Raw genomic sequence first — 23,987 nt, 5'->3', positions numbered from 1 at the left:
CGTTACCGTATCGCGACCAGGCGACCTTCATCCGCGCAGGCAGATAACCGTAAGAATGTTCCACTTTCGCCTGATCGGGCGTCTCAGGTCTGAACGTCCACGCCCTCACCGGGCGGTGCGCCCGTGGCCCTCTCGGACTCCAGCGCGTTCTGCAGAATGATGACGGCCGCCGCCTGATCGATGACGGACCTGCCCTTCTTGGACTTCACACCTGAGGCACGCAGTCCCTGGCCGGCGGTCACCGTGGTCATTCTCTCATCCACGAGCCGTACGGGGACCGGGGCGATACGGCGGGCCACTTCCTCCGCGAACGCCCGCACCTTGACCGCCGCCGGGCCCTCGCCCCCGCTGAGCGAACGCGGCAGCCCGACCACGACCTCGATCGGCTCGTACTCCTCCACCAGCTGCGCGAGCCGCCGATGGGCCGCCGGGACATCACGTCCCGGCACGGTCTCCACCGGTGTGGCGAGGACCCCGTCGGGGTCGCACGAAGCGACCCCGATCCGGGCGTCCCCGACGTCGATGGCCAGCCTGCGGCCCCGGCGCGCGAGCGCCGTCATGCGGCCACGCCCTTCGCCATGTCCTCAGGCTCCTCAGGCCGTCTCGGCCACAAGGCGCTCGACGGCGGCGGCGGCGTCGCCGATGGCCTCCGGGTTCTGACCGCCGCCCTGGGCGACGTCCGGCTTGCCGCCGCCTCCGCCACCGAGGGTCTTGGCGGCGGCGCGGACCAGCTCGCCGGCCTTGAGCCCGCGCTCACGGGCCGCCTCGTTGGTCGCGATGACCGTCAGCGGACGCCCGCCCACCGTCGTGAACAGCGCGACGACGGCCGGACGTCCGGAGGTGATCCGGCCGCGTACGTCGAGCACCAGCCTGCGCAGGTCGTCGGCGGACGTGCCGTCCGGCACCTGACCGGTGACCAGGGCCGTGCCCCGTACGTCCTTGGCACCCTCGACCAGCCCCGCGGCGGCGGCGAGCACCTTCTCCGCGCGGAACTTCTCGATCTCCTTCTCGGCGTCCTTCAGTTTGGCGAGCATGCCGGCGATCTTCTCCGGCAGTTCCTCGGAGCGGCCCTTGACCAGCTCCTGGAGCTGGGCGACGACGGTGTGCTCCCTGGCGAGGAAGTTGTAGGCGTCCACGCCCACCAGAGCCTCGATACGGCGCACGCCGGAGCCGATCGAGGACTCGCCGAGCAGCTTCACCAGACCCAGCTGGGCGGTGTTGAGCACGTGCGTACCGCCGCACAGCTCTTTGGAGAAGTCGCCGATGGTGACGACCCGGACCCGCTCACCGTACTTCTCGCCGAACTCGGCGATGGCGCCCTGCTTCTTGGCCTCGTCGATGGACATGACCTCGGCCTGGACGTCGAGTTCACGGGCGAGGACTTCGTTGATCTTCTGCTCGACGTCGGTGAGCACCGTGCCGGGTACGGCGGCGGGCGAGCCGAAGTCGAAGCGGAAGCGTCCCGGCGAGTTCTCGGAGCCGGCCTGGGCGGCCGTCGGGCCCAGCGCGTCGCGCAGCGCCTGGTGCGTCAGGTGGGTGGCGCTGTGGGCGCGGGCGATGGCGCGGCGGCGCCGGGTGTCGATGGCGGCGAACGCGGCGGAGCCGACCGTGACTTCACCGACCTGCACGGATCCCTTGTGCACGGAGACACCGGGGACCGGCTGCTGGACGTCGCGCACCTGGATGACGGCGCCGGTGTCGAGCTTGATCCGGCCCTGGTCGGCGAGTTGGCCGCCGCCCTCGGCGTAGAACGGGGTGCGGTCGAGTACGACCTCGACCTCGTCGCCCTCGGTGGCGGCGGGCGACGGCACACCGTCGACGAGCAGTCCGACGATCCGGGACTCGCCCTCGGTGCTTCCGTAGCCGGTGAATTCCGTGCTGCCGGAGGTGTCGGCGACCTCGCGGTAGGCGGAGAGGTCGGCGTGGCCGGTCTTCTTGGCCTTGGCGTCGGCCTTGGCCCGGTCCCGCTGCTCCTTCATGAGCCGGCGGAAGCCGTCCTCGTCCACGGACAGGCCCTGTTCCGCGGCCATTTCGAGGGTGAGGTCGATCGGGAAGCCCCAGGTGTCATGGAGCAGGAACGCCTTGTCGCCGGCCAGGACCGAGCCACCGGCGGCCTTGGTCTCGGTGACGGCGGTGTCGAGGATGTTGGTGCCGCCCTTGATGGCCTTGAGGAAGGCGGCTTCCTCGGCGAGGGCGACGGTCTCGATGCGCTTGCGGTCGGTGATCAGCTCGGGGTACTGCTCGCCCATGGACCTGATGACCACGTCGAGCAGGCCGGCGACGACCGGTCCGGTGGCACCGAGGAGCCGCATGTTGCGTACGGCGCGGCGCAGGATACGGCGCAGCACGTAGCCGCGGCCCTCGTTGCCGGGGGTGACGCCGTCGCCGATGAGCATCACGGAGGTGCGCATGTGGTCGGTGACGATGCGCAGCGAGACGTCGGAGGCGGGGTCGGCCCCGTAGCGGACACCGGTCAGTTCGGTGGCCTTGTCGATGACGGCCATCGACGTGTCGATCTCGAACATGTTGTGCACGTCCTGGAGGACCATGGCGAGACGTTCGAGGCCGAGACCGGTGTCGATGTTCTTGGAGGGGAGGTCGCCCAGGATCTCGAAGTTCTCCTTGCCCTCTCCCTCGCCGCGCTCGTACTGCATGAAGACCAGGTTCCAGATCTCCACGTAGCGCTCGTCGTTGACGGCGGGGCCGCCCGCCTCGCCGAACTCGGGGCCGCGGTCGTAGAAGATCTCCGAGCAGGGTCCGCAGGGGCCGGGCACGCCCATGGACCAGTAGTTCTCCTTCATACCGAGCCGCTGGATCCGCTCGGCGGGGAAGCCCACCTTGTCGGTCCAGATGTCGGCGGCCTCGTCGTCGTCCAGATAGACCGTGACCCACAGCTTCTCGGGGTCCAGGCCGTAGCCGCCGTCGGCCACCGAGGTGGTCAGCAGCTCCCAGGCGAGCGGGATGACGCCTTCCTTGAAGTAGTCACCGAAGGAGAAGTTGCCGCACATCTGGAAGAACGTGCCGTGCCGGGTGGTCTTGCCGACCTCTTCGATGTCCGGCGTACGGACGCACTTCTGGACGCTGGTCAGGCGCGGGGCGGGCGGCTTGGCCTCCCCGAGGAAGTACGGCTTGAAGGGCACCATGCCCGCGGGGACCAGCAGCAGAGTCGGGTCGTCCGCGATGAGCGACGCCGAAGGGACGACGGTGTGCCCGCGCTCCTCGAAGAAGCGCAGCCAGCGGCGGCGGATTTCGGCCGACTCCATCAGTGGTCCTCATTCCGGTTGTGCGGTGTGCGCGAGTTGACGCGGTCGCTGTGGTCGTGGACGTACTTGTCGTACGGGCTTTGGACACGGCTCTCGACGGCGAGGCGGCGCCCGGCGGGGAGTTCGGGGTCGGCGGGTGCGTCGAGCCCCAGCACCTCGCCCAGTTCGGACTCGCGCTGGGCCATGCCCGCCCGGACGTCGAGTGCGAAGTCCTTGAGCCGGTGCCCGGCGTCGACCGCCTTGTTGGCCGCCTGTGCGGCGAGACTCTCGGGCGTCAGCTGGCGGAGCTTGGCGTGGACCTTGGTGGTGGCCCACACACCGGCCGCCGCGCCCGCGGAGAACCAGAACGTACGGCGGAACATCGCTGCCTCAGCCCTTCTGCTTCCTGCTGCGTCGGGCGGACGGAACGGTCCTGCCCACGATCACCGTGCTCCGGCCGCGTGCGGCCGACGGCGCTGCCCCGCGGTCGGCGGGTGCCGGCTCGGCCGGGGCCTTGCGGCCCATCGCCCGCCGCACTCCGTAGCCGAAGGCCGCGACCTTCACCAGGGGTCCGCCGAAGGTCGACGCGACGGTCGTGGAGAGCGCGGAGGCGTTGGAGGTGACCTCCTGGACGTCCGTCGCGATGGCGTCGACCCGGTCGAGCTGGGTCTGCGCCGCGCGGACGGTCGCCGAGGCGTCCGCGAGCAGCGGTACGGCCTGGTCGGTCACGTCCGCGACGAGTTTGGTGGTCGCCTTGAGCGTCTGGGCCAGCCTCACGAGCACCACGGCGAGGAGGGTGACCAGAACCGCCCAGAAGACGGCCACCAGGATCCCGGCAACCTCTCCACCGGTCACGCTGCACCGCTCTCTGTGTCGGGACCGTCCCCACGGGCGCGGGGAACACTGTCGTTGTCGGCCGGCTCAGATCCGAGCGATCCTGGCGGCCCGGGAAAGTCGTCCCTCGACCCTATCGCGCCCGGAGTGGCTCCCCGTACCGCTTTACGGCGGTCGCGGACCCTGCCTCGTCGGCCTGGCTGCGGAAGGGGAGTTGCCGCGCCGGATTGTACGCAGCGCTGCCGGATGAGTACTCTGCGTGTCCCATGCGACCTGTCCCCGGCAATCTCCCGGCGGAGCTGAACCGGTTCGTGGGCCGTGCCGACGAACTGACCGAGCTGACACGCCTTCTCACCGGATTCCGGCTGATCACCCTGGTGGGTGTGGGCGGTGTCGGCAAGACGCGACTGGCCGTCCACGCGGCCCGGAATCCGCGGCGGTCCGCGGATCTGGAGAAACGCTACTGCGACGGTGTCTGGCTCGCCGAACTCTCCGCGATCCGCGACCCCGGACTGCTCGACCACGCGCTCGTCGACGCCCTGCGCATCACCGACCACAGCGGCCGGCATCCCCGCGAGGTGCTGCGCACCCATCTCGCCGACCGCGGCCTGCTGTTGGTGCTGGACGGCTTCGAACAGCTCGTCGACGCCTGCGCGGAGCTGGTACGGGACCTCCTGCGCCGCTGCCCCGGCCTCCAGGTGCTGGCGGTCGGCCGCAGGCCGCTCCGGCTTGGGGGCGAACGGACCGTCCCGCTCGCCCCCATGTCGGACACCGACGCGGCGCGGCTGTTCGCCGACCGGGCCGCCGACATGGCGCCCGGCAGCCGCCCCCTGGACGAACACAGCGACGCCGTACGGGAGTTGTGCCGCCGCCTGGACGGCATCCCGCTGGCGCTCGAACTGGCCGCCGCCCGGCTGCGCGCCCTGTCCGTCGACCAGATCCTCCGGCGCATCGACAACCGCTTCCAGCTGCTCACCGGGGGCGCGCGGGGCGAACTGCCGCGCCATCGCACGCTGCGCACCGCGATCGGCTGGAGCCATGAGCTGTGCACCCCGGCCGAACGGCTGCTGTGGGCACGGCTCTCGGTCTTCGCCGGACCCTTCGACCTGGAGGCGGTCGAATATGTGTGTGTCAGCCCCGATCTGCCGGACGAGAGCGTGCTCGACGTCCTCGGCGAGCTGATCGCGCAGTCCGTGGTCGTACGCGAGGAGTCGCCCGCCGGACCGCGCTACCGGATGCTGGACACGGTGCGCGCGTACGGCGCCGAGTGGCTGGCCGCCCTGGCGGACACCGACCGGATGCGCAGGAGACACCGGGACTGGTACATGGGCCTGGTGACCTGGTGCGAACTGGACTGGTTCAGCCCCCGGCAGGCGGAGATCGCCGCCTGCGCCGACAGCGCGCTGCCCAATCTCCGCGCCGCCATCGAACTCTGTCTGGAGACGGAGGGCGAGGCCTCTCTGGGCCGGCATCTGACGGGCACGCTCTGGTTCTACTGGGCGGGCTGCGGCCGGCTCACCGAGGGGCGGCACTGGCTGGAGCGGGCTCTGGCGCCGACCGACCGGGACGACGGGGCGCCGCGCGACCAGGAACAGGAACAGAACCGGGACCGGGACCGGCACGACGGAGCACGGCTCAAGGCCCTGTGGGTGCTGGGCTATGTGGCCATCCTCCAGGGCGACAACACGGCCGCCGTGGGAGCCCTGTACGAGTGCCGGGCAGAGGCCGCCCGTACGGGAGACGCCCTCGCGCACGCGTACGCGGTGCACCGGCTGGGCTGTCTCGCGCTCCTCACCGGCGACATGCCGCGCGCCGAGCGGCTGCTGCGCTCCGCGCTCGGCACGTACCGCGAGCTGGGCGAGATCAACAGCAATGTGCTCATGGGCCAGACGGAGCTGGCCCTCTCCTTGGTCTTCCAGGGCGACCTGGACACGGCCGTGGCGCTGTGCGCCGATGTGAGGGAGATCTGCGAGGACAGCGGCGAGCGCTGGGCCCGGTCGTACGCACTCTACGTCCACGCGTACGCGGCCTGGACGCGCGGCCGGCTCGGTGAGGCGCGTGCCCTGCTGACGGAGGCGGTCGCCACCCACCACACCTTCAACGATCTGGTCGGCCTGGTGCTGGCGATGGAGCTGCTGGCCCTGGTGACCGCGGCCGAGGGGGACGCGGCGGAGGCCGCGGTGCTCCAGGGCGCGGCCACCCGGCTCTGGCAGTCGGTCGGGGCGCCCCTGTTCGGCTCGCCGACCTTCGGGGCGCAGCGCGAGCAGTGCGAACGGCGGGCGACGGAGCTGCTGGGGGCCGAGTCGTACGGCGAGCATGTCGCGGAGGGGCGCGCCCTGCCGCCGGCGGCGGTGGTCGAACGGGCGCTGGCCGGGCCGCGCGGTCGATCGGCGCCGCCGCGTCAGCTGTCGCCCGGCCGGCGACCGACGCCGGAGAGCAGGGCCGATCGTGGGACGGACCGGGAAGGGGACCGGGAAACGCGAGAGCCCGCCGGCTCCCCCGGCCAGATCGGCGGGGAAGCGGCGGGCTGAAGCGCGGTCAGTCGCGCGAACTACGCCTGGATCAGCGGGCGTAGTACTCGACGACGAGCTGCTCGTCGCAGATGACCGGGATTTCCTTGCGCAGCGGGTCACGGTCCAGACGGAACGCCAGCGCCTTCAGGTTCACCTGGAGGTAGCGCGGGGTCTCGCCGTCCGTGTCGTAGCCACCCTCGCGCGCGACCTGGAAGGGAACCTTCTCGCGGCTGCGCTCGCGGACCATCACGACGTCGTCGGGACGGACACGGAACGACGGCTTGTCGACCTTGCCGCCGTTGACCTCGATGTGGCCGTGGACGACCATCTGACGGGCCTGGTAGATGGTGCGGGCGATGCCCGAACGCAGGACCAGGGCGTCGAGACGACGCTCCAGCTCGACGACCAGCGCCTCGCCGGTCTTGCCGCCGGCCTTGCGGGCGCGGTCGTAGGCGCGGGCCATCTGGCGCTCGCTGATGTCGTACTGAGCACGCAGACGCTGCTTCTCCAGCAGACGGACCTTGTAGTCACTGTTCTGCTTGCGGCCACGGCCGTGCTCGCCCGGCGGGTAGGGACGGGCCTCGAAGTACTTCACGGCCTTCGGCGTCAGCGCGATACCGAGCGCGCGCGACTTCTTGACCTTGGGACGCGACTGGTTAGGCACGTTCTCCAGACCTCCGTTGTAGGTTAGGTTAGGCTCACCTTACTCAAAGGAGATCGCATGTCTCGTCGCCCTGGGAACACCACACGCATCACAGACAGTCTCGACGCGCAGGGCATCGATTCGACGGAGGTCCGATCAGCTCATGGTCAGCCGCGTCCCAGCGGGCTTGAAATCGCCCGGATGCCGTCAGCAGCCGAGCGCACACGAACTCTCGTACAGAGTACATGCTCAAGCGTGCTGCTCCTGCCGGGCCTGGACGGCGCCCGACCCGACCAGTTGATGCCCGACGCGCGGACCGTGAACAGCGACGGTGACGTGCTGCTGGTCTTCGCCGCGGACTCCCCCGTCGTCAGGGCGGCGACGCACGCGCAGGCCGACGAGCTGCCCGTGGTGCTGGAGATCACCGATGTCGCGCCGGTCTCCGTGCCCCACCGTATCCGGGGCCGCGCCTGGGTCTCCGGCTGGCTGACCCGCGTACCGAACGCGGCCGAGCCCGGCCGGTCGACGCTGCGGCTGGAGGTCGGCGAGGCGTATGTGGACGACCTGTGGGGCGCCGAGGGGGTGGAGGCGGACGCATTCGCCGCGGCCGTGCCGGACCCGCTGTCGGAGCACGAGGCCGAACTGCTCCAGCATCTGCACGCCGCCCACAGCGCCGAGGTGGCGACGCTGCGCACGCTGCTCGGCGAGCGGACCGGCGGGGCGGCGGCCGTGCCGGTCGGCGTGGACCGCTTCGGGCTCCGGGTGCGCTACACCGGCGTCAGCTGCTTCGACGCCCGCTTCGACTTCCCCGAGCCGGTGCGTGACGTGGCCGGACTGCGCCGCGCGATGCACGCGCTCTTCGAGGCCGCGAGCAGCTGAACCGGTCGGTGGTCGGCGGTCAGTTCGCGGGGGCGTCGCCCCGCAGGCGTTCGCGGACCTTCTCGACCACGTCCGCGTAGCGCGCCTCCGCGCCGTACCGCGTCGGCTCGTAATACCGCTTGCCGCGCACCTCTTCAGGGGCGTACTGCTGCGCGGCGATACCTCCCGGCACATCGTGCGGGTAGACGTACCCCTGCGCGTGACCGAGCTTGGCCGCGCCCTTGTAGTGGCCGTCGCGCAGATGCGGCGGTACGGGACCGGCCAGCCCCTTCTTCACATCCTCCAGCGCCGCGGAGATCGCGAGCGTCGCCGCGTTCGACTTGGGGGCCAGCGCCAGCGCGATCGTGGCATGGCTCAGGGTGAGGGCGGCCTCCGGGAAACCGATCATCGCCACGGCCTGGGCCGCCGCGACGGCGGTGGGCAGAGCCGTCGGGTCGGCGAGGCCGATGTCCTCGCTGGCCGAGATCATCAGCCGGCGGGCGATGAACCGGGGGTCCTCACCCGCCTCGATCATGCGCGCCAGATAGTGCAGGGCCGCGTCCACGTCGGAGCCGCGGATGGACTTGATGAGGGCGCTCGCCACGTCGTAGTGCTGGTCGCCCTCGCGGTCGTACTTCACGGCGGCCCGGTCGACCGTCTCCTCCACCGTGGCGAGGCCGATCTCCTTCTCACCCTTGGAGATCGCGGCGCCGGCCGCCGCCTCCAGGGCGGTCAGGGCCCGCCGGGCGTCTCCCCCGGCGATCCGCAGCAGATGTGCCTCGGAGTCGTCGGGCAGTGAGACCGCGCCGCCGAGCCCGCGCTCCTCGGTGAGCGCGCGGCGCAGCAGGGCGCGCAGGTCGTCGTCCGTCAGCGGCTCCAGCGTCAGCAGCAGGGAGCGTGAGAGCAGTGGTGAGATGACCGAGAAGTACGGATTCTCGGTGGTGGCCGCGATGAGTGTGATCCAGCGGTTCTCCACGGCGGGCAGCAGCGAGTCCTGCTGGGCCTTGCTGAAGCGGTGGATCTCGTCCAGGAAGAGGACGGTCTCCTTGCCGAAGCCGCCGGAGGCACGCCGGGCGCCGTCGATGACGGCGCGGACTTCCTTGACGCCCGCGGTGATCGCGGACAGCTCCACGAAACGCGCGTCGGTCGCCTTGGAGACGACATAGGCGAGCGTCGTCTTGCCCGTACCGGGCGGTCCCCACAGGAGCACCGACGAGGGGCCCGCCGGTCCCCGGCCCTGCGCGGCCTGTTCGACCAGGCGGCGCATCGGGGAGCCGGGCTTCAGCAGATGACCCTGGCCGACCACCTCGTCCAGGACGCGCGGACGCATCCGTACAGCGAGCGGGCTGCTGGACGGGTCCTTCTCCTGGCGGTCTTCGGCCGCTGCGGTAAAGAGGTCGGGCTCCACATTCCGAACCCTATGTCAGCCCACTGACAGTGCGGACCGGCGCGGTCAGCTGGTCCAGAAGTCCCACCAGCGGGTCAGGATGAGCATCCCGATGATCCCGATCCACAGCACCGGCACCACCCAGTGGAACTCCCCCAGCGCCCCGCGCAGCCACCTCGGCGCCGGGATGATCCCGCGTGTGACGTTGTACGTCGAGACGTAGCAGAACATCACGATCGTGGCGACCCAGGCGAGACAGCACCACAGGCAGAGCGAGCTGATGTTGTAGAGCGACTGGTACTGAAGCCAGGTGCAGAAGCCGACACCGAACAGCATCCCCGCGTTGAGCCCCAGCCAGAACCACCGCCGGTACCGCGCCCCCGCGAGCAGCCCCAGCCCCACGCACACCACGACCGCGTACGTCACCAGACCCAGCATCGGGTTCGGGAACCCGAACGCCGACGCCTGGTCGCTCTTCATGATGTTCCCGCACGACACCACCGGGTTCAGACTGCATCCCGGCGTGAAACCCGGATCCTCCAGCAGCTTGAACTTGTCGATCGTGATCACCCACGACGCCAGCACACCCGCCGCACCCGTCACCACCAACAACCACGCCAGCACCCGCCCCGCCCCGAAGAGACCGGGGGTGCCGTGCTCCTCCCGGTCTGCGGACACGTCGTCCAGTGCCGTACTCGTCATATCGCCGTTCCATCACTCGTGTCCTGCGTCCGCAGAGGCCCAGCCCATTCTGCCGCACCCGCCCCCGTGTCCACCGTTCGATGGACATAAGGACGTACGGACGGTCGTCCCGGAACCATCCGTTCCGCACGAGGCTCAAGGGCATGAGAGAAGCAGTGGCAGCGAGAGCGGCGTCGGGGGACCTCGCGGTGGACGTACGCGGGCTCCACAAGCGGTACGGCGGCGTGACGGCGGTCCAGGACCTGGACCTGGGCATCGGACGCGGTGAGGTCTTCGGCATCCTCGGGCCCAACGGCGCGGGCAAGAGCACGACGGTGGAGATCCTGCAGGGCCACCACGACCGGGACGGCGGCGAGGTAACGGTCCTCGGGGCGGATCCCGCCACCGGCGGCAGGCTGTGGCGCTCCGGAATCGGCATTGTGTGGCAGGACGAATCCGCGCCCGCCGAGTTGACGGTCCGTGAGACCGTGTCCCGTTTCGCCGCGTATTACCCGACGCCGCGTGATCCCGACGAGGTCATCCGTCTGGTGGGCCTCGGCGAGAAGGCGACGAGCCGGGTCAAGAGCCTGTCCGGCGGACAGCGTCGTCGGCTGGACGTGGCGCTGGGTGTGATCGGCGGCCCCGAACCGCTGCTCCTCGACGAGCCGACGACCGGTTTCGACCCGGCGGCCCGCCGCCAGTTCTGGGAGCTGATCCGCTGGCTGGCGGACGAGGGCACCACGATCGTCCTCACCACGCACTGTCTGGACGAGGCCGAGGCGCTGGCCGACCGCCTCGCCGTGATCGCGGCGGGCCGACTGGTGGCCGAGGGCACCCCGTCCGCTCTGCGCGCGAAGTACGGCGCGGCGGCCGTGGTCGGCCCGCACCACGGCCGGCCGCGTCGCGAACACTGGCCGGGGCGAGGCCGCACAACACGGCCCGACAACGACCCGGCAAGTGTCGGCAACCCGGCAACACGGCGCTTCACGCACCCACGGAGCCGCCAGGAGGCATGCCCCGCAGCACGCGGCGCGGCCCGGCGACATCGGCAACGACCAGGCAGGCCCCGGACGTTGGAAACGTCCGGGGCCTGTCGGGCACCTGGGCCGTCAGGCGAGTCTCGCCGTCAGGTCCGCCACCAGCGCGTCGAGCGGTACGGGCTTCTGCTCGCCGCTCTCCATGTCCTTGACCTGCGCCACGCCTTCGGCGAGATCGCGCTCACCGGCGACGATCGTGAAGCGCGCCCCCGACCGGTTCGCGTTCTTCATCGCGCCCTTGAGCCCCTTGCCGCCGTAGCTGAAGTCGGCCGCGATCCCGGCCCTGCGCAGCTCGGTGACCAAGCCGAACAGCAGCCGGCGCGCCTCCTCGCCGAGCGGCACCGCGAACACGCTGGTGGCGGGCGGCAGTTGGAGCGTGATGCCCTCGGCCTCCAGCGCCAGCACCGTACGGTCCACCCCCAGCGCCCAGCCGACCGACGGCAGCGCGGGGCCGCCGATCATCTCCGAGAGCCCGTCGTAGCGCCCGCCGCCGCCCACCGCGGACTGCGCGCCGAGACCGTCGTGGACGAACTCGAAGGTGGTGCGGGTGTAGTAGTCCAGTCCCCGTACGAGCCGTTCGTCGTCCTCGTACGCGACACCCGCCGCCGTCAGCAGATCGCGCACCTCCGCGTGGTACGCCCGGCAGGCGTCGCACAGATAGTCGCGCAGCTTCGGTGCGGCGGTCAGCTGCCGCTGCACCTCCCGGCGCTTGTCGTCGAGGACCCGCAGGGGGTTGATCTCGACACGCCGGCGCGTCTCCTCGTCCAGGTCGAGATCGCGCAGGAAGCCCTGCAGCGCCTCGCGGTAGACGGGGCGGCACTCCTTGTCGCCCAGGGAGTTCAGCAGGATGCGGAAGCCGCGCAGCCCCAGCGCCCGGTACGCCTGGTCGGCGAGGATGATCAACTCGGCGTCGAGCGCCGGGTCCTCGGCGCCGATGGCCTCCGCGCCGACCTGCGAGAAGTGGCGGTAGCGGCCCTTCTGCGGGCGCTCGTAGCGGTAGTACGAGCCCGAGTACCAGAGCTTGACGGGGAGGTTGCCGGCCTTGTGCAGGTTGGCCTCCAGCGCGGCGCGCAGCACGGAGGCCGTGCCCTCGGGGCGCAGCGCCAGTTCGGAGCCGCCCTTGGTGGTGAGGGTGTACATCTCTTTGGTGACGATGTCGGTGGACTCGCCGACACCGCGGGCGAAGAGTTCGACGTCCTCGAAGCCGGGCGTCTCGATGTAGCCGTAACCGGAGTTCTTCAGCGGTGCGGAGATCGCCTCGCGCACCGCGAGGAACACGGCGGATTGCGGCGGAAGCAGGTCGTACGTGCCCTTGGGGGCCTGAAAGGTGTTCATGGGTTTCGCTGCGTCACATTCCTCGTCGCGGAGCGGCGTTCGCGCCGCTTCCGTAGCCTGCGGCCACCTCGCGCAGATAGGGGTTGGTGGCTCGCTCCCGGCCGATGGTCGTCTGGGGGCCGTGGCCGGACAGCACCACGGTCGAGTCGTCGAGCGGCAGGCACACCCGGCCCAGCGACTCGAGCAGCTCGGCCGCGTCGCCGCCGGGCAGGTCCGAGCGTCCGACGGAGCCGGCGAACAGCAGGTCACCCGAGAACAGGACGGGCGGGATGTCCGCCGCCTCGGGCATCCCGAAGGTCACCGACCCCTTCGTATGGCCGGGCGCGTGCGCGACGCCGAAGCGCAGGCCCGCGAGGTCCAGCTCGGCGCCGTCGCCCAGTTCCTTGACGTCGTCGGGCTCTCCCACGGTCAGCTCGCCCATGAGCGGCATCCCGATGGCGCGGCCGATGCCCTTCTCGGGGTCGTTCATCATGTACCGGTCGGCCGGGTGGATCCACGCGGGCACGTCGTGGGCGCCGCACACGGGGACGACCGACGCGACATGGTCGATGTGGCCGTGGGTGAGGATGACGGCGACGGGCTTGAGGCGATGCTTCTTGAGCGTCTCCTCGACGCCCTCGGTGGCCTGGTGGCCCGGATCGATGATCACGCACTCCTCACCTGCGGCAGGGGCGACCAGATAACAGTTGGTCCCCCAGGCCCCGGCGGGGAACCCGGCAATAAGCACGATCGTCCTCAAATGTCGTCCGTCGGGAGATTGCAGCAGATCAGAGCCTACCGGCGCTCCTCAGCACACAGGTAACCCATATACCGTACGGGGCTAGTTACGCGTTCATGAGGACGTGGTTCTGAGGACTGCCTTCACAGGGCCCACGAAGACACGAGGAGACGACCCGGTGGTCAACAGCGAGCAGCGCCGGCGCCAGCTTGCCAGGGAGAAGTTCGAGCGGCAGCAGCAGCGCCGGGCGGAGATCCGCACCAAGGCCAGGCGCCGTAACGTGATCATCGCTTCCGCGCTGGCCGTCGTGCTGGCGGCGGGGGGTGGCGCGTACGCCATCGCGGGCCTGACGGACGACAACGGCGAGAAGGATGCCGCGCAGGACAATCCTTCGGCGCCGCCGTCGCCGAGCGAGAGCAAGCCGGCCGGGCCGAAGATGACGATCGACGCCAAGGCCAAGTACACGATGACCCTGAAGACGAGCCAGGGCGACATCGGGATCGCGATGGACGCGGCGAAGACGCCGGAGACGGTGAACTCCTTCAAGTCCCTCTCGGACAAGAAGTTCTTCGACGGCACCAAGTGTCACCGTCTGACCACGGAGAACATCTTCGTGCTCCAGTGCGGCGACCCGAAGGGCGACGGCACGGGCGGTCCCGGCTACACGATCGCGGACGAGAATCTCGACGCGCTCGGCAAGCCCGCCGCGGACGGTGCGGTGACCTACCCCGCAGGGTCGGTGGCGATGGCGAATACCGGCCAGCCGAACAGCGGTGGCAGCCAGTTCTTCCTGGTATTCAAGGACACCAAGCTGCCGCCCTCCTACACCCCGTTCGGGACGCTGGACGCCGACGGCCTGAAGACGGTGAAGGAGGTGGCGGCGGCGGGTGTCACCGGCGACAACAAGGGTGACGGTCCGCCGAAGAAGACCGTCACGATCGAGAAGGGCACCGTCGACAAGACGTGACCACAGGTGACCGGCGGGCCGGCCCGCGGCGTGGGGGCCTCGGGCGGCCCGTCGCCGTACCCCGTGAATTTCGGCCGTGCGGAGTGCGGACAGCCGGGCCGCCGGTCACCTAGATTGGCGTTGTGCGACGTGCGGATCGGTTTTACGGATCCGCTCCGGCGTCGCGGAAGACGGGCGAGGCCCGTCCAGGAAACTGTGGACGATGCCCGGGGGGCACCCCTCGCAGGCATCAGGTGGAGGAGGCGCTGTGAGCAGCGACCCGTGGGGCCGTGTCGACGAGACAGGCACCGTGTACGTGCGTACGGCCGAGGGCGAGCAGGTCGTCGGATCGTGGCAGGCAGGCTCTCCCGAAGAGGCACTGGCCTACTTCGAGCGCAAGTACGAGGGCTTGGTGGTCGAGATCGGCCTTCTCGAACGGCGGGTGAAGACCACCGATCTCTCGGCCAAGGACGCGCAGGCCGCCATCGACCATCTGCGGGCGCAGGTGGACGAGCATCACGCCGTCGGCGATCTCGCCGCTCTGCGTACGCGGCTCGACGGGCTTGTCGCCACGGTCGAGGCGCGCCGTGAGGAGCGCAAGGTCCAGAAGGCCAAGCAGACGGACGCCGCGCGCGAGGCGAAGCAGGCGCTGGTCGCGGAGGCCGAGGAGCTGGCGCGGAGCGACCAGTGGCGGTCCGCCGGTGAGCGGCTGCGCGCGCTGGTGGACACCTGGAAGGGCCTGCCGCGGCTCGACCGGAAGTCCGACGACGAGCTGTGGCACCGCTTCTCGCACGCGCGGTCGGCGTTCTCCAAGCGCCGCAAGGCGCACTTCGCCTCGCTGGACGCGCAGCGCGAGGAGGCCCGTAAGGCCAAGGAGAAGCTGGTCGCCGAGGCCGAGTCGCTGTCGGGCTCCCGCGACTGGGGCGGGACGGCGGCGCGCTACCGCGAGCTGATGACCGAGTGGAAGGCCGCGGGCCGCGCGCAGCGCGAGGCCGAGGACGACCTGTGGAACCGCTTCCGCGGCGCCCAGGACGTCTTCTTCGCCGCCCGTGGTGAGGTCTTCGCCGAGCGCGACGCGGAGCAGACCGAGAATCTGAAGGTCAAGGAGGAGCTGGCGGCCGAGGCCGAGCGGCTGCTCCCGGTGAAGGACCTGAAGGCGGCGCGTGCCGCGTTCCGGGCCCTGAACGAACGGTGGGAGGCCGTCGGGCATGTGCCGCGCGACGCCAGGCCCAAGGTCGAGGGCCGGATGCAGACGGTCGAGCGGGCGCTGCAGGAGTCCGAGGAGACCGAGTGGCGCCGTACGAACCCGGAGGCGCGTGCGCGTGCCGCAGGTCTGACGGGCCAGCTCCAGGCGGCCGTCGACAAGCTGCGCACGCAGATCGACACGGCACGCGCCTCGGGCAACAACGCCAAGGCGGACAAGCTGGCGAAGGAGCTGGAGGGCCGGCAGGCGCTGCTGGACCAGGCGCTGAAGGGTCTGCAGGAGTTCGGCGGCTGACACCCGCGTGTACGACGAAGGAGCGGCCCGGCGGTGATCTCACCGCCGGGCCGCTCCTTCGTGCAGTGTCTTACGGCCTACGGCCTGCGGGCGGAGGTGACGCGGTAGACGTCGTAGACGCCCTCCACGCCCCGTACCGCCTTCAGCACATGCCCCAGGTGCTTCGGGTCACCCATCTCGAAGGTGAAGCGCGAGGTGGCGACCCGGTCGCGGGACGTCTGGACGGCGGCCGAGAGGATGTTGACGTGCTGGTCGGACAGGACGCGGGTGACGTCGGACAGCAGCCGGGACCGGTCCAGCGCCTCGACCTGGATGGCGACGAGGAAGACGGACGACTGGGTGGGCGCCCACTCGACCTCCAGGATCCGCTCCGGCTGCTGCGACAGCGAGTCGACGTTGACGCAGTCCGCGCGGTGCACGGAGACGCCGCTGCCGCGCGTGACGAAGCCGATGATCGGGTCGCCCGGAACCGGCGTACAGCAGCGGGCGAGCTTGACCCACACGTCCTCGACGCCCTTGACGACCACACCGGGGTCGCTGCTGGAGCGGCGCTTGGAGCGTCCGCGCGAGGGCGGCGCGCTCTCGGCGATGTCCTCGTTGGCGGCCTCCTCGCCGCCGAGGGCCTGCACGAGTTTCTGTACGACGCCCTGCGCGGCGACATGGCCCTCGCCGATCGCCGCGTACAGGGACGAGATGTCGGGATAGCGCATCTCGTGCGCGAGCGTGACGAGCGAGTCACCGGTGAGAATGCGCTGGATCGGCAGGTTCTGCTTGCGCATCGCCTTGGCGATGGCGTCCTTGCCGTGCTCGATCGCCTCGTCGCGGCGCTCCTTGGAGAACCACGCGCGGATCTTGTTCCTGGCCCGTGGTGACTTGACGAAGCCCAGCCAGTCCCGCGAGGGTCCGGCGCCGGACGCCTTGGAGGTGAAGACCTCCACCAGGTCACCGTTGTCGAGGGTCGATTCCAGGGGGACGAGCCGCCCGTTGACCCGCGCCCCTATGGTGCGGTGGCCGACCTCCGTATGGACGGCGTACGCGAAGTCGACGGGGGTGGCCCCGGCGGGCAGCGCTATGACATCGCCCTTGGGTGTGAAGACGAAGACCTCGTTGCGCGACAGGTCGAAGCGCAGGGACTCCAGGAACTCGCTGGGGTCCTCGGTCTCCTTCTGCCAGTCGAGCAGCTGGCGCAGCCACGCCATGTCGTTGACGGTGTCCTGGCTCGCGCCCTTGCCGGCGTTCTTGGGGATGTCGGTGCGGACCTTGGACGCCCCGGCGACGGCTTCCTGCTTGTACTTCCAGTGCGCGGCGATGCCGTACTCGGCCCGGCGGTGCATGTCGAACGTACGGATCTGGAGCTCGACCGGCTTGCCGCTGGGCCCGATGACCGTCGTGTGCAGCGACTGGTACATGTTGAACTTGGGCATCGCGATGTAGTCCTTGAACCGTCCCGGTACCGGATTCCACCGGGCGTGGACGGTGCCGAGCGCCGCGTAGCAGTCGCGGACCGTGTCGACGAGGACCCGAATGCCCACCAGGTCGTAGATCTCGGCGAAGTCCCGGCCCCGCACGATCATCTTCTGGTAGACGCTGTAGTAGTGCTTCGGCCTGCCGGTGACGGTGGCCTTGATCCGGGCGGCGCGCAGATCGGACTGGACCTCGTCGGTCACTATGGCCAGATACTCGTCGCGCTTGGGCGCCCGCTCGGCGACGAGCCGGACGATCTCGTCGTACATCTTGGGGTAGAGGATCGCGAAGGCGAGGTCCTCCAGCTCCCACTTGATGGTGTTCATGCCCAGGCGGTGGGCGAGCGGCGCGTAGATCTCCAGCGTCTCGCGGGCCTTCTTCTCCTGCTTCTCCCGCTTGAGATAGCGCATGGTGCGCATGTTGTGCAGCCGGTCGGCGAGCTTGATGACCAGGACACGGGGGTCCTTGGCCATGGCGACGACCATCTTGCGTACGGTCTCGGCCTGGGCGGCCTCGCCGAACTTGACCTTGTCGAGCTTGGTGACGCCGTCGACGAGGAGGGCGACCTGCTCGCCGAAGTCCTTGCGCAGCGTGTCCAGGCCGTACTCGGTGTCCTCGACGGTGTCGTGCAGCAGTCCCGCCATGAGGGTGGCGGGGTCCATGCCGAGTTCGGCGAGGATGGTGGTCACGGCGAGCGGGTGGGTGATGTACGGGTCGCCGCTCTTGCGCTTCTGGCCCCGGTGCCAGCGTTCGGCGACCTGGTAGGCGCGCTCGATCTGGCGCAGGACGGCGGTGTCGATCTTGGGGTCGTTGCCGCGTACGGTCCGCAGCAGCGGTTCGAGGACCGGGTTGTACGGCGACGAGCGCTGCACGCCGAGCCGGGCCAGCCGGGCGCGTACGCGGTTGGAGGAGCCGCCGGAACGCGAGGGGGCTGCCGGGGCGGGCTTGGGTGCGGTGACGGGGACCGGGAGCTGGTTCTTCGCGGGCGTGGAGCCCGGTGTCGGGGCGGGGGCCGAGCCGGGGGCCGATGCCGGGGTGGTCGCCGGCCGGGGCTTGGACCCGTTGGGGGCGGACCCGTTGCGCTCGGCGGGGGTGTGCGCAGCCGTCCTCGCCCCGTCCGCCGGATTCTGCGGCGGGGCAGGCGCTGCCGAGGCCCGGTCTACGTGCGGATCGGGCTGGGCGGCGAGTGGCTGGGCCTCGTCTGGCAAGAGCGCTCCTCGTGCGTTTCCGGGTCCCCCGGTCAGGTCCGGAACGGCCATGGTAACGACCTCGTGGCGTGGCCGCTCACGGGACCGGCGCCCGCACGGACTCCCGGCTAGTCACGGGAACGCGAACGCTCCGGGTGGAATTCCCGGAGCGTCCGCTTTTGTCGCGCTTCATCGCACGTGACCGACTGGGTCAGACCTTGATCAATGCCTCCAGCGGCGCGCCCCGCAGATGCGGCTCCAGGCGCGCCCTGCCACCGAGGAAGCCCAGCTCCAGCAGGACGGCCACGGCCACCACCTCGGCGCCGGCCCGGCGTACGAGTTCGACCGAGGCCTCGGCCGTGCCTCCGGTGGCGAGCACGTCGTCGATGACGATGACGCGGTCGCCCTCCCGCAGGTCCTCAGCGTGGACCTCCACCTCGGCGCTGCCGTACTCCAGGTCGTACGTCTGCGAGAGCGTCGCACCGGGCAGCTTCCCCGCCTTGCGGACGGGGATGAAGCCGATGCCGGAACGGACGGCGACCGGTGCGGCCAGGATGAAGCCGCGCGCCTCCAGGCCGACGATCCTCGTGGCACCGTGCCGTACGGCCAGCTCCGCGAGCGCGTCGGTAAGCACCGTGAACGCCTTCGGATCCGCGAGCAGGGGCGTGATGTCCTTGAACATCACGCCCTGCTTCGGATAGTCGGGCACATCGCGGATACGGCTGAGGAGCAGTTCCCTCGTGCTGTCGTCGGTCATCGACGCTTCCCCGACGGACGGCCCCGGCCACGGCCGTGGCTCCGGGGACCCGCGACCACGGCGGCGGGCGGGGTGTCCTGCATCGGTGCCGCGCCGTCGTCCGGCTCGGTGTCCGTCGGCCCGTCGGAGCCCTCCGGCGCGTCATCGGCGCTCTGGCCCTTGGCCGCGGCGGCCTTCCGCTTGGCCAGCACCCGCTTCTTCAGCGCCTTGATCTGCGGCTCGCGCTCCTTGAGGTCGGCGACCAGCGGAGTGGCGATGAAGATCGACGAGTAGGCGCCGGCGGCGAGGCCGACGAACAGCGACAGCGAGATGTCGTTCAGCATGCCGGCGCCGAGGACACCGCCACCGATGAAGAGCAGACCGGCGACCGGCAGCAGCGCGACCACGGTGGTGTTGATGGAACGCACCAGGGTCGAGTTGATGCTGCGGTTGGCGACCTCGCTGTAGGTGAAGCGTGTCTGCTTGGTGATGTCCTTCGACCCCTCCTTGAGGCTGTCGAAGACCACCACCGTGTCGTAGAGCGAGTAACCGAGAATGGTCAACAGACCGATCACCGTGCCCGGTGTGACCTCGAAGCCGACCAGCGCGTACACACCGACCGTGATCGTGAGGTCATGGATCAGGGCGATCAGCGCGGCGACCGCCATTCTCCATTCGAAGGCGATCGCCAGATAGATCACCACCAGGATCATGAAGATCCCGAGCCCCGTCCACGCCTTGTTGGCGATCTGCTTGCCCCAACTCGGCCCGACCAGGTCGGCGTTGATCTTCTCCTTGGGGATGTCCAGATCCTTGGAGAGCTGGTTCTGCACCTTGTCGGCCTGCGCCGTGTTCAGCTCGGTGACCTGGATACGCAGGCCGCCGTTGCCGAGCTTCTGGACGATCGCGTCATGGCCGGAGGCCTTCTCCGCGTGCTCCTGGGCAGCTGCCACGGAGATGCTCGTCTGCGGGGTGTTGAAGACGGCACCGCCCTTGAACTCGATGCCCATGTTGAGTCCCCGCACCGCCAGGCCCGCGATGGCCGTGATGGTGATGAGGATCGAGAGCGCGTACCAGAACATGCGCTTCCCGACGAAGTCGTAGCCGACCTCGCCGCGGTAGAGCCGGGCGCCGAGATCTCCGAGTCGCGACATCTCACGCCTCCTTCGGGTCGGTGGGGGCGCTGAGACGACGGGTGCTGCGGCGCAGCGGCGGCTTGGCTCCGAGGCGCTTGGGGTCGAGACCCGACCACGAACCACCGCTTGAGAAGAACTTCGTACGGGCGACCAGAGTCATTATCGGCTTCGTGAAGAAGAAGACGACGACGACGTCGAGCACCGTGGTCAGGCCGAGCGTGAACGCGAAGCCCTGCACCTTGCCGACGGTGACGGTGAACAGCACGGCCGCGGCGAGGAACGACACGAAGTCGGACACCAGGATCGTGCGCCGGGCGCGCGGCCAGGCCCGTTCGACGGCGGGCCGGAGCGTACGGCCCTCTCTGATCTCGTCGCGGATTCGTTCGAAGTACACGATGAACGAGTCCGCGGTGATACCGATCGCAACGATCGCACCACACACCGCTGGGAGGTTGAGGGCGAAGCCGATACCCGGTCCGAGCAGAGTCATGATCGCGTACGTCATGACCGCCGAGGCCAGGAGGCTGACGATGGCGATCAGCGCGAGACCCCGGTAGTAGAGCACCAGGTAGATGATCACCAGCGCGAGGCCGATGGCGCCCGCGATCAGACCGGCCTCCAGCTGCTCACCGCCGAGTGCGGCGGTGACCGTGGTGACGGTCTCCTCCTGGAAGGTGAGCGGGAGCGCGCCGTACGACAGGATGTTGCCCAGGTCCTGCGCGGACTCCTGGGTGAAGTTGCCGGAGATCTCCGCGTTGGCGCTCAGCGTCTGGCGTACCGAGGGCGCCGAGACGACCTCGCCGTCGAGGACGATGGCGAACTGGTTCTGCGGGGCCTGCTGCTGCGAGAGCTTGCTGGTGATCGCCTGGAACTTCTTCGAGCCACCGCTCGTGAAGTCCATCTGGACGATCCACTGGCCGGTCTGCTGGTTGATGGTGGCGTTGGCGTCGTCGACGTCCTTGCCGCCCACCTCGGCCGGGCCGAGGATGTACTTCTCCCACACGCCGTCGTTCTCACCACAGGCGAGTGTCGGCTGGCTGGGCTTCGCGTTGTCGCCGAGCGCGCCCCTGGCCTTCTCGTTCGTGCAGTCGAGCGCCGTGAAGTCGGCCTGCAGCTTCTCCGTCGCGGGGTCCGCGGGCGGCGCAGCGCTCTCGCTCGGCGCGGGGCTCTTGGAGGCGTCGGGCTTGGCGTCGGCCGAGCCGCTGGGAGTGGGCGTCTCTTCGGCGGCCTTCAGGTCGTCCGTGAGGGCACGGCCCTGGGTCGTCTCCGAGGCGCTGGGGGCGCCGGCGGCGGGCGGGGCGGCGGACTCCTTGTCCGGCTTGCCGCTCCCGGAGGGATCCGGGCTCGGGCTCTCGCTCGAACCGGCGCTCGGAGTCGCCTCCGGCTGCGGCTGCTGCGCGGAGGGGTCACCCGGTCCGAGGGTCAGGACCGGCCGGAAGTACAGCTGAGCGGTGGTGCCGACCTGCTCACGAGCCTGCTCGGAGTTCGTGCCCTTGGGGATGTTGACAATGATGTTGTCGGATCCCTGGGTCTGAACCTCGGCCTCCTGAACGCCGAGACCATTCACACGACGCTCGATGATGCCGACCGCGGTGTTCATGTTGGTCTCGTTGACCGCGTTCGCCTGGCCCGGCGAGCTCTTGGCCTTGAGCGTGATGGTCGTGCCGCCGGCGAGGTCGATGCCGAGGCGCGGCGTCATCTCGCCCGTCCCGAACATCCCCCCGACGAGGGCGATCATCGCGATCAGGAACAGGATCAGGGTGCGCCCCGGCTTTCCCGGGGCCCCCGCCTGCCTTCGGCCCTTCTGAGGTGCTGCCACCTTTTCGTTTCTCCCTGTCCGACCGCTCCACGCCGGGTGAGCGACGGAGCGGCAACGAAGTGTTGTGGGGACCTGCCCACGCGAATGCCGACGACGTCCGGGGACCGCGGCGCGCCCGGAGGCGCGGTGCGGTGCCGGACGTGACTACTTCGCGCCGCTCTCGCCGTCGGCCTTGGCGTCCTTGGGCTCCGCCTTCTCGGCGTCGGCGTCGGCCTTGGGCGCCTCGACGTCGTCGGTGGCATCGGCCGCGGCGTCGGTGTCGGCGGCGCCGTCCTTCTTGCCCAGGTCGATCCCCGACGCGTCACCGTCGGTCAGCGAGGAGGCGTCGTCGGGCACGACGGGGCTGTCGTCCTCGTACTCTTCCTCGTCGCCGTGGACGATGCGGTTGTACTCCTCGTCGGTGAGGACCGCGCCAATGGCGTTCTTCGCGTACACGGCGTGCACGGCCGGGGCGACCTCAAGGAGGACCGTGTCGTCGTGAACTTCCTTGACGGTGGCGTACATGCCCCCGATCGTCCGGACGCCGGTGCCGGGCTGCATCTCATTGCGCATCTGCACAGCCGCCTGCTGCTTCTTCTTGGCGGACCGGGTCATCAGGAACATGGCCCCGATGAGCACGATGAAGGGGAGGAGGGTCACGAGACTCACGGGAGGGAACTTCCTTCGCACGACCGCGCTGTCGGGCGGCCTGATATACGGGGGTGGGTAAGCCGTCTTTATAAGGGCGGCATCGGCGGAGTCTAAGCGAGTCCGCATCAATGGAACAACGCCCAGCATGGCACCGGGGTTCCTGCCCGGGCGAGTGCCTGTGCGCTCACGCCCCGAACAGCCCCGGTTGTCCGCCCGCGCCGGGGCTCCGCGGGGGTGGGTCGAGCCCCAGATGCGCCCAGGCGGCGGGGGTCGCGACCCGGCCGCGCGGGGTGCGGGCGAGCAGCCCCTCCCGTACGAGGAAGGGCTCGGCGACCTCCTCGACCGTCTCGCGCTCCTCCCCCACCGCGACGGCGAGGGTCGACAGACCGACCGGGCCGCCGCCGAACAGCTTGAGCAGGGCCTGGAGCACGGCACGGTCGAGCCGGTCGAGGCCCCGTTCGTCCACCTCGTACACCTGAAGGGCGACGGCGGCGATGTCGCGGTCGATCCAGCCCTCGGCCTTGACCTGGGCGTAGTCGCGGACCCGGCGCAGCAGCCGGTTGGCGATACGGGGTGTGCCGCGGGAGCGTCCGGCGATCTCGGCGGCCCCGTCCGCGTCGATCTCCAGGTCGAGGAGGTGCGCGGAGCGGTGGATCACCCGTTCCAGCTCGGCCGGCTCGTAGAACTCCATCTGCGCGGTGAAGCCGAAGCGGTCGCGCAGCGGGGGCGGCAGCAGACCGGCCCTGGTGGTGGCGCCGACGAGGGTGAAGGGGGGCAGCTCCAGCGGGATGGCGGTGGCGCCGGGGCCCTTGCCGACGATGACGTCGACGCGGAAGTCCTCCATCGCCATGTAGAGCATTTCTTCGGCGGGCCGGGACATCCGGTGGATCTCGTCCAGGAAAAGGACCTCGCCCTCCTGGAGGGAAGAGAGGATCGCGGCGAGGTCGCCCGCGTGCTGGATGGCGGGGCCCGAGGTGATACGGATCGGGGCGCCCATCTCGGCCGCGATGATCATGGACAGGGTGGTCTTGCCGAGGCCCGGCGCGCCCGACAGCAGGACGTGGTCGGCGGTGGCGCCGCGGGCGAGGGCGGCTTTGAGCACGAGGTCGAGCTGTTCGCGTACGCGCTCCTGCCCGACGAACTCGTCCAGCGACTTGGGCCGCAGCGCCGCCTCGACCGCCTGGTCCTCGCCGTCGGCCGACGCGGCGACGAGCCGGTCCGGCCCGTCCGTCGGCGGGGGGCCGCCTCCCGGCGTCCCGGTGCTGCTGTCGTCCCAGTTCACTGTCGCTCACCTCGTGGAATCGGGACGTCCCTGGACGGTCC

At 70.2% G+C, this 23,987-nt stretch carries 19 protein-coding genes and 1 pseudogene; 5 read left to right on the top strand and 15 right to left on the bottom strand.

What is annotated here, in order from left to right:
• Positions 1-83: 83 nt before the first annotated feature.
• From ruvX to ACIBLA_RS12540, 4 genes are read right to left on the bottom strand one after another with little or no spacing between them, the layout of a single operon-like run.
• Positions 84-560 carry a Holliday junction resolvase RuvX gene (ruvX, locus tag ACIBLA_RS12555; RefSeq protein ID WP_363245257.1) on the bottom strand — a complete coding sequence of 159 codons (477 nt, stop codon included), beginning with the start codon at positions 558-560 and terminating at the stop codon, positions 84-86.
• Between the two features lie 33 nt (positions 561-593).
• Entirely contained in the window at positions 594-3,263 is a 2,670-nt protein-coding gene (gene alaS / locus ACIBLA_RS12550) for an alanine--tRNA ligase (protein WP_363245258.1), read from the bottom strand.
• The gene (locus tag ACIBLA_RS12545) at positions 3,263-3,625 is read right to left on the bottom strand and encodes a DUF6167 family protein (protein ID WP_363245259.1); all 363 of its coding nucleotides are present in this window, start codon (positions 3,623-3,625) and stop codon (positions 3,263-3,265) included. Before ACIBLA_RS12545 ends, alaS begins: the two co-directional genes overlap by 1 nt.
• 7 nt (positions 3,626-3,632) lie before the next feature.
• Complete coding sequence (locus ACIBLA_RS12540; protein WP_363245260.1) at positions 3,633-4,097, bottom strand: DUF948 domain-containing protein; 465 nt, start codon at positions 4,095-4,097, stop codon at positions 3,633-3,635.
• A 245-nt stretch (positions 4,098-4,342) separates the two neighbouring features.
• Here ACIBLA_RS12540 and ACIBLA_RS12535 point away from each other — a divergent pair, with 245 nt between their 5' ends.
• Positions 4,343-6,607 (top strand): ATP-binding protein, encoded by a 2,265-nt coding sequence (locus tag ACIBLA_RS12535; RefSeq protein ID WP_399198519.1) that lies wholly within the window; start codon positions 4,343-4,345, stop codon positions 6,605-6,607.
• Between the two features lie 31 nt (positions 6,608-6,638).
• On the opposite strand, the gene rpsD is transcribed toward ACIBLA_RS12535, so the two are convergent.
• Complete coding sequence (gene rpsD, locus ACIBLA_RS12530) at positions 6,639-7,253, bottom strand: 30S ribosomal protein S4 (protein WP_147877610.1); 615 nt, start codon at positions 7,251-7,253, stop codon at positions 6,639-6,641.
• Between the two features lie 180 nt (positions 7,254-7,433).
• Here rpsD and ACIBLA_RS12525 point away from each other — a divergent pair, with 180 nt between their 5' ends.
• Positions 7,434-8,111, top strand: a complete 678-nt coding sequence (locus tag ACIBLA_RS12525; RefSeq protein ID WP_399198518.1) for a DUF2470 domain-containing protein — start codon at positions 7,434-7,436, stop codon at positions 8,109-8,111.
• Positions 8,112-8,130: 19 nt separating this feature from the next.
• Here the strand turns inward: ACIBLA_RS12525 and ACIBLA_RS12520 are convergent, their stop codons facing one another.
• Both ACIBLA_RS12520 and ACIBLA_RS12515 read right to left on the bottom strand, forming a co-directional pair.
• Positions 8,131-9,498, bottom strand: coding sequence for a replication-associated recombination protein A (locus ACIBLA_RS12520; RefSeq protein ID WP_363245264.1), 1,368 nt, complete (start codon positions 9,496-9,498; stop codon positions 8,131-8,133).
• Positions 9,499-9,543: 45 nt separating this feature from the next.
• Positions 9,544-10,179 carry a vitamin K epoxide reductase family protein gene (locus tag ACIBLA_RS12515; RefSeq protein WP_399198517.1) on the bottom strand — a complete coding sequence of 212 codons (636 nt, stop codon included), beginning with the start codon at positions 10,177-10,179 and terminating at the stop codon, positions 9,544-9,546.
• Positions 10,180-10,322: 143 nt separating this feature from the next.
• On the opposite strand from ACIBLA_RS12515, the pseudogene ACIBLA_RS12510 reads away from it, so the two are divergent.
• Positions 10,323-11,069 (top strand): annotated as a pseudogene (locus ACIBLA_RS12510) (ABC transporter ATP-binding protein); the annotation flags it as partial.
• A gap of 198 nt (positions 11,070-11,267) precedes the next feature.
• Here the strand turns inward: ACIBLA_RS12510 and hisS are convergent.
• Together hisS and ACIBLA_RS12500 are read right to left on the bottom strand one after the other, a co-directional pair.
• On the bottom strand, positions 11,268-12,530 hold the full coding sequence (gene hisS / locus ACIBLA_RS12505) for a histidine--tRNA ligase (protein WP_399198515.1): 1,263 nt from the start codon (positions 12,528-12,530) through the stop codon (positions 11,268-11,270).
• A 13-nt stretch (positions 12,531-12,543) separates the two neighbouring features.
• Positions 12,544-13,257 carry an MBL fold metallo-hydrolase gene (locus ACIBLA_RS12500; RefSeq protein ID WP_399198514.1) on the bottom strand — a complete coding sequence of 238 codons (714 nt, stop codon included), beginning with the start codon at positions 13,255-13,257 and terminating at the stop codon, positions 12,544-12,546.
• Positions 13,258-13,426: 169 nt separating this feature from the next.
• Between ACIBLA_RS12500 and ACIBLA_RS12495 the strand changes: the two genes are divergently transcribed.
• Complete coding sequence (locus ACIBLA_RS12495; protein ID WP_363244294.1) at positions 13,427-14,215, top strand: peptidylprolyl isomerase; 789 nt, start codon at positions 13,427-13,429, stop codon at positions 14,213-14,215.
• Positions 14,216-14,462: 247 nt separating this feature from the next.
• Positions 14,463-15,692 carry a DUF349 domain-containing protein gene (locus tag ACIBLA_RS12490; RefSeq protein WP_363244295.1) on the top strand — a complete coding sequence of 410 codons (1,230 nt, stop codon included), beginning with the start codon at positions 14,463-14,465 and terminating at the stop codon, positions 15,690-15,692.
• Positions 15,693-15,769: 77 nt separating this feature from the next.
• On the opposite strand, the gene ACIBLA_RS12485 is transcribed toward ACIBLA_RS12490, so the two are convergent.
• The 6 genes from ACIBLA_RS12485 to ruvB all read right to left on the bottom strand — a co-directional run bounded on the left by ACIBLA_RS12485 (position 15,770) and on the right by ruvB (position 23,946).
• Positions 15,770-18,364, bottom strand: a complete 2,595-nt coding sequence (locus ACIBLA_RS12485; protein ID WP_363244296.1) for a RelA/SpoT family protein — start codon at positions 18,362-18,364, stop codon at positions 15,770-15,772.
• Positions 18,365-18,554: 190 nt separating this feature from the next.
• A complete protein-coding gene (locus tag ACIBLA_RS12480; RefSeq protein ID WP_363244297.1) occupies positions 18,555-19,100 on the bottom strand; it encodes an adenine phosphoribosyltransferase in 546 nt (181 codons plus the stop codon).
• Positions 19,097-20,233: a protein translocase subunit SecF gene (gene secF, locus ACIBLA_RS12475; protein ID WP_363244298.1), complete on the bottom strand. Its 1,137-nt coding sequence runs from the start codon at positions 20,231-20,233 to the stop codon at positions 19,097-19,099. The genes ACIBLA_RS12480 and secF overlap by 4 nt, the downstream gene beginning before the upstream one ends.
• Position 20,234: 1 nt before the next feature.
• Positions 20,235-22,034, bottom strand: coding sequence for a protein translocase subunit SecD (gene secD, locus ACIBLA_RS12470; protein ID WP_363244299.1), 1,800 nt, complete (start codon positions 22,032-22,034; stop codon positions 20,235-20,237).
• A gap of 144 nt (positions 22,035-22,178) precedes the next feature.
• Positions 22,179-22,682: a preprotein translocase subunit YajC gene (gene yajC / locus ACIBLA_RS12465; RefSeq protein WP_399198513.1), complete on the bottom strand. Its 504-nt coding sequence runs from the start codon at positions 22,680-22,682 to the stop codon at positions 22,179-22,181.
• Between the two features lie 166 nt (positions 22,683-22,848).
• Positions 22,849-23,946: a Holliday junction branch migration DNA helicase RuvB gene (gene ruvB / locus ACIBLA_RS12460; protein ID WP_363244301.1), complete on the bottom strand. Its 1,098-nt coding sequence runs from the start codon at positions 23,944-23,946 to the stop codon at positions 22,849-22,851.
• Between the last annotated feature and the right edge of the window lie 41 nt (positions 23,947-23,987).

The sequence above is a fragment of the Streptomyces sp. NPDC050433 genome, from assembly GCF_044458565.1.
Classification (GTDB): domain Bacteria; phylum Actinomycetota; class Actinomycetes; order Streptomycetales; family Streptomycetaceae; genus Streptomyces.
Note: the sequence above shows the minus strand (reverse complement) of the source record. Positions and strands in the feature narration are given on the sequence as shown.

Excerpts from the sequence above, each read along its gene's own strand:
- ruvX (WP_363245257.1), bottom strand. The coding sequence starts at position 560 with ATGACGGCGCTCGCGCGCCGGGGCCGCAGGCTGGCCATCGACGTCGGG.
- alaS (WP_363245258.1), bottom strand. The coding sequence starts at position 3,263 with ATGGAGTCGGCCGAAATCCGCCGCCGCTGGCTGCGCTTCTTCGAGGAG.
- ACIBLA_RS12545 (WP_363245259.1), bottom strand. The coding sequence starts at position 3,625 with ATGTTCCGCCGTACGTTCTGGTTCTCCGCGGGCGCGGCGGCCGGTGTG.
- ACIBLA_RS12535 (WP_399198519.1), top strand. The coding sequence starts at position 4,343 with ATGCGACCTGTCCCCGGCAATCTCCCGGCGGAGCTGAACCGGTTCGTG.
- ACIBLA_RS12525 (WP_399198518.1), top strand. The coding sequence starts at position 7,434 with ATGCCGTCAGCAGCCGAGCGCACACGAACTCTCGTACAGAGTACATGC.
- ACIBLA_RS12515 (WP_399198517.1), bottom strand. The coding sequence starts at position 10,179 with ATGACGAGTACGGCACTGGACGACGTGTCCGCAGACCGGGAGGAGCAC.
- hisS (WP_399198515.1), bottom strand. The coding sequence starts at position 12,530 with ATGAACACCTTTCAGGCCCCCAAGGGCACGTACGACCTGCTTCCGCCG.
- ACIBLA_RS12480 (WP_363244297.1), bottom strand. The coding sequence starts at position 19,100 with ATGACCGACGACAGCACGAGGGAACTGCTCCTCAGCCGTATCCGCGAT.
- secF (WP_363244298.1), bottom strand. The coding sequence starts at position 20,233 with ATGTCGCGACTCGGAGATCTCGGCGCCCGGCTCTACCGCGGCGAGGTC.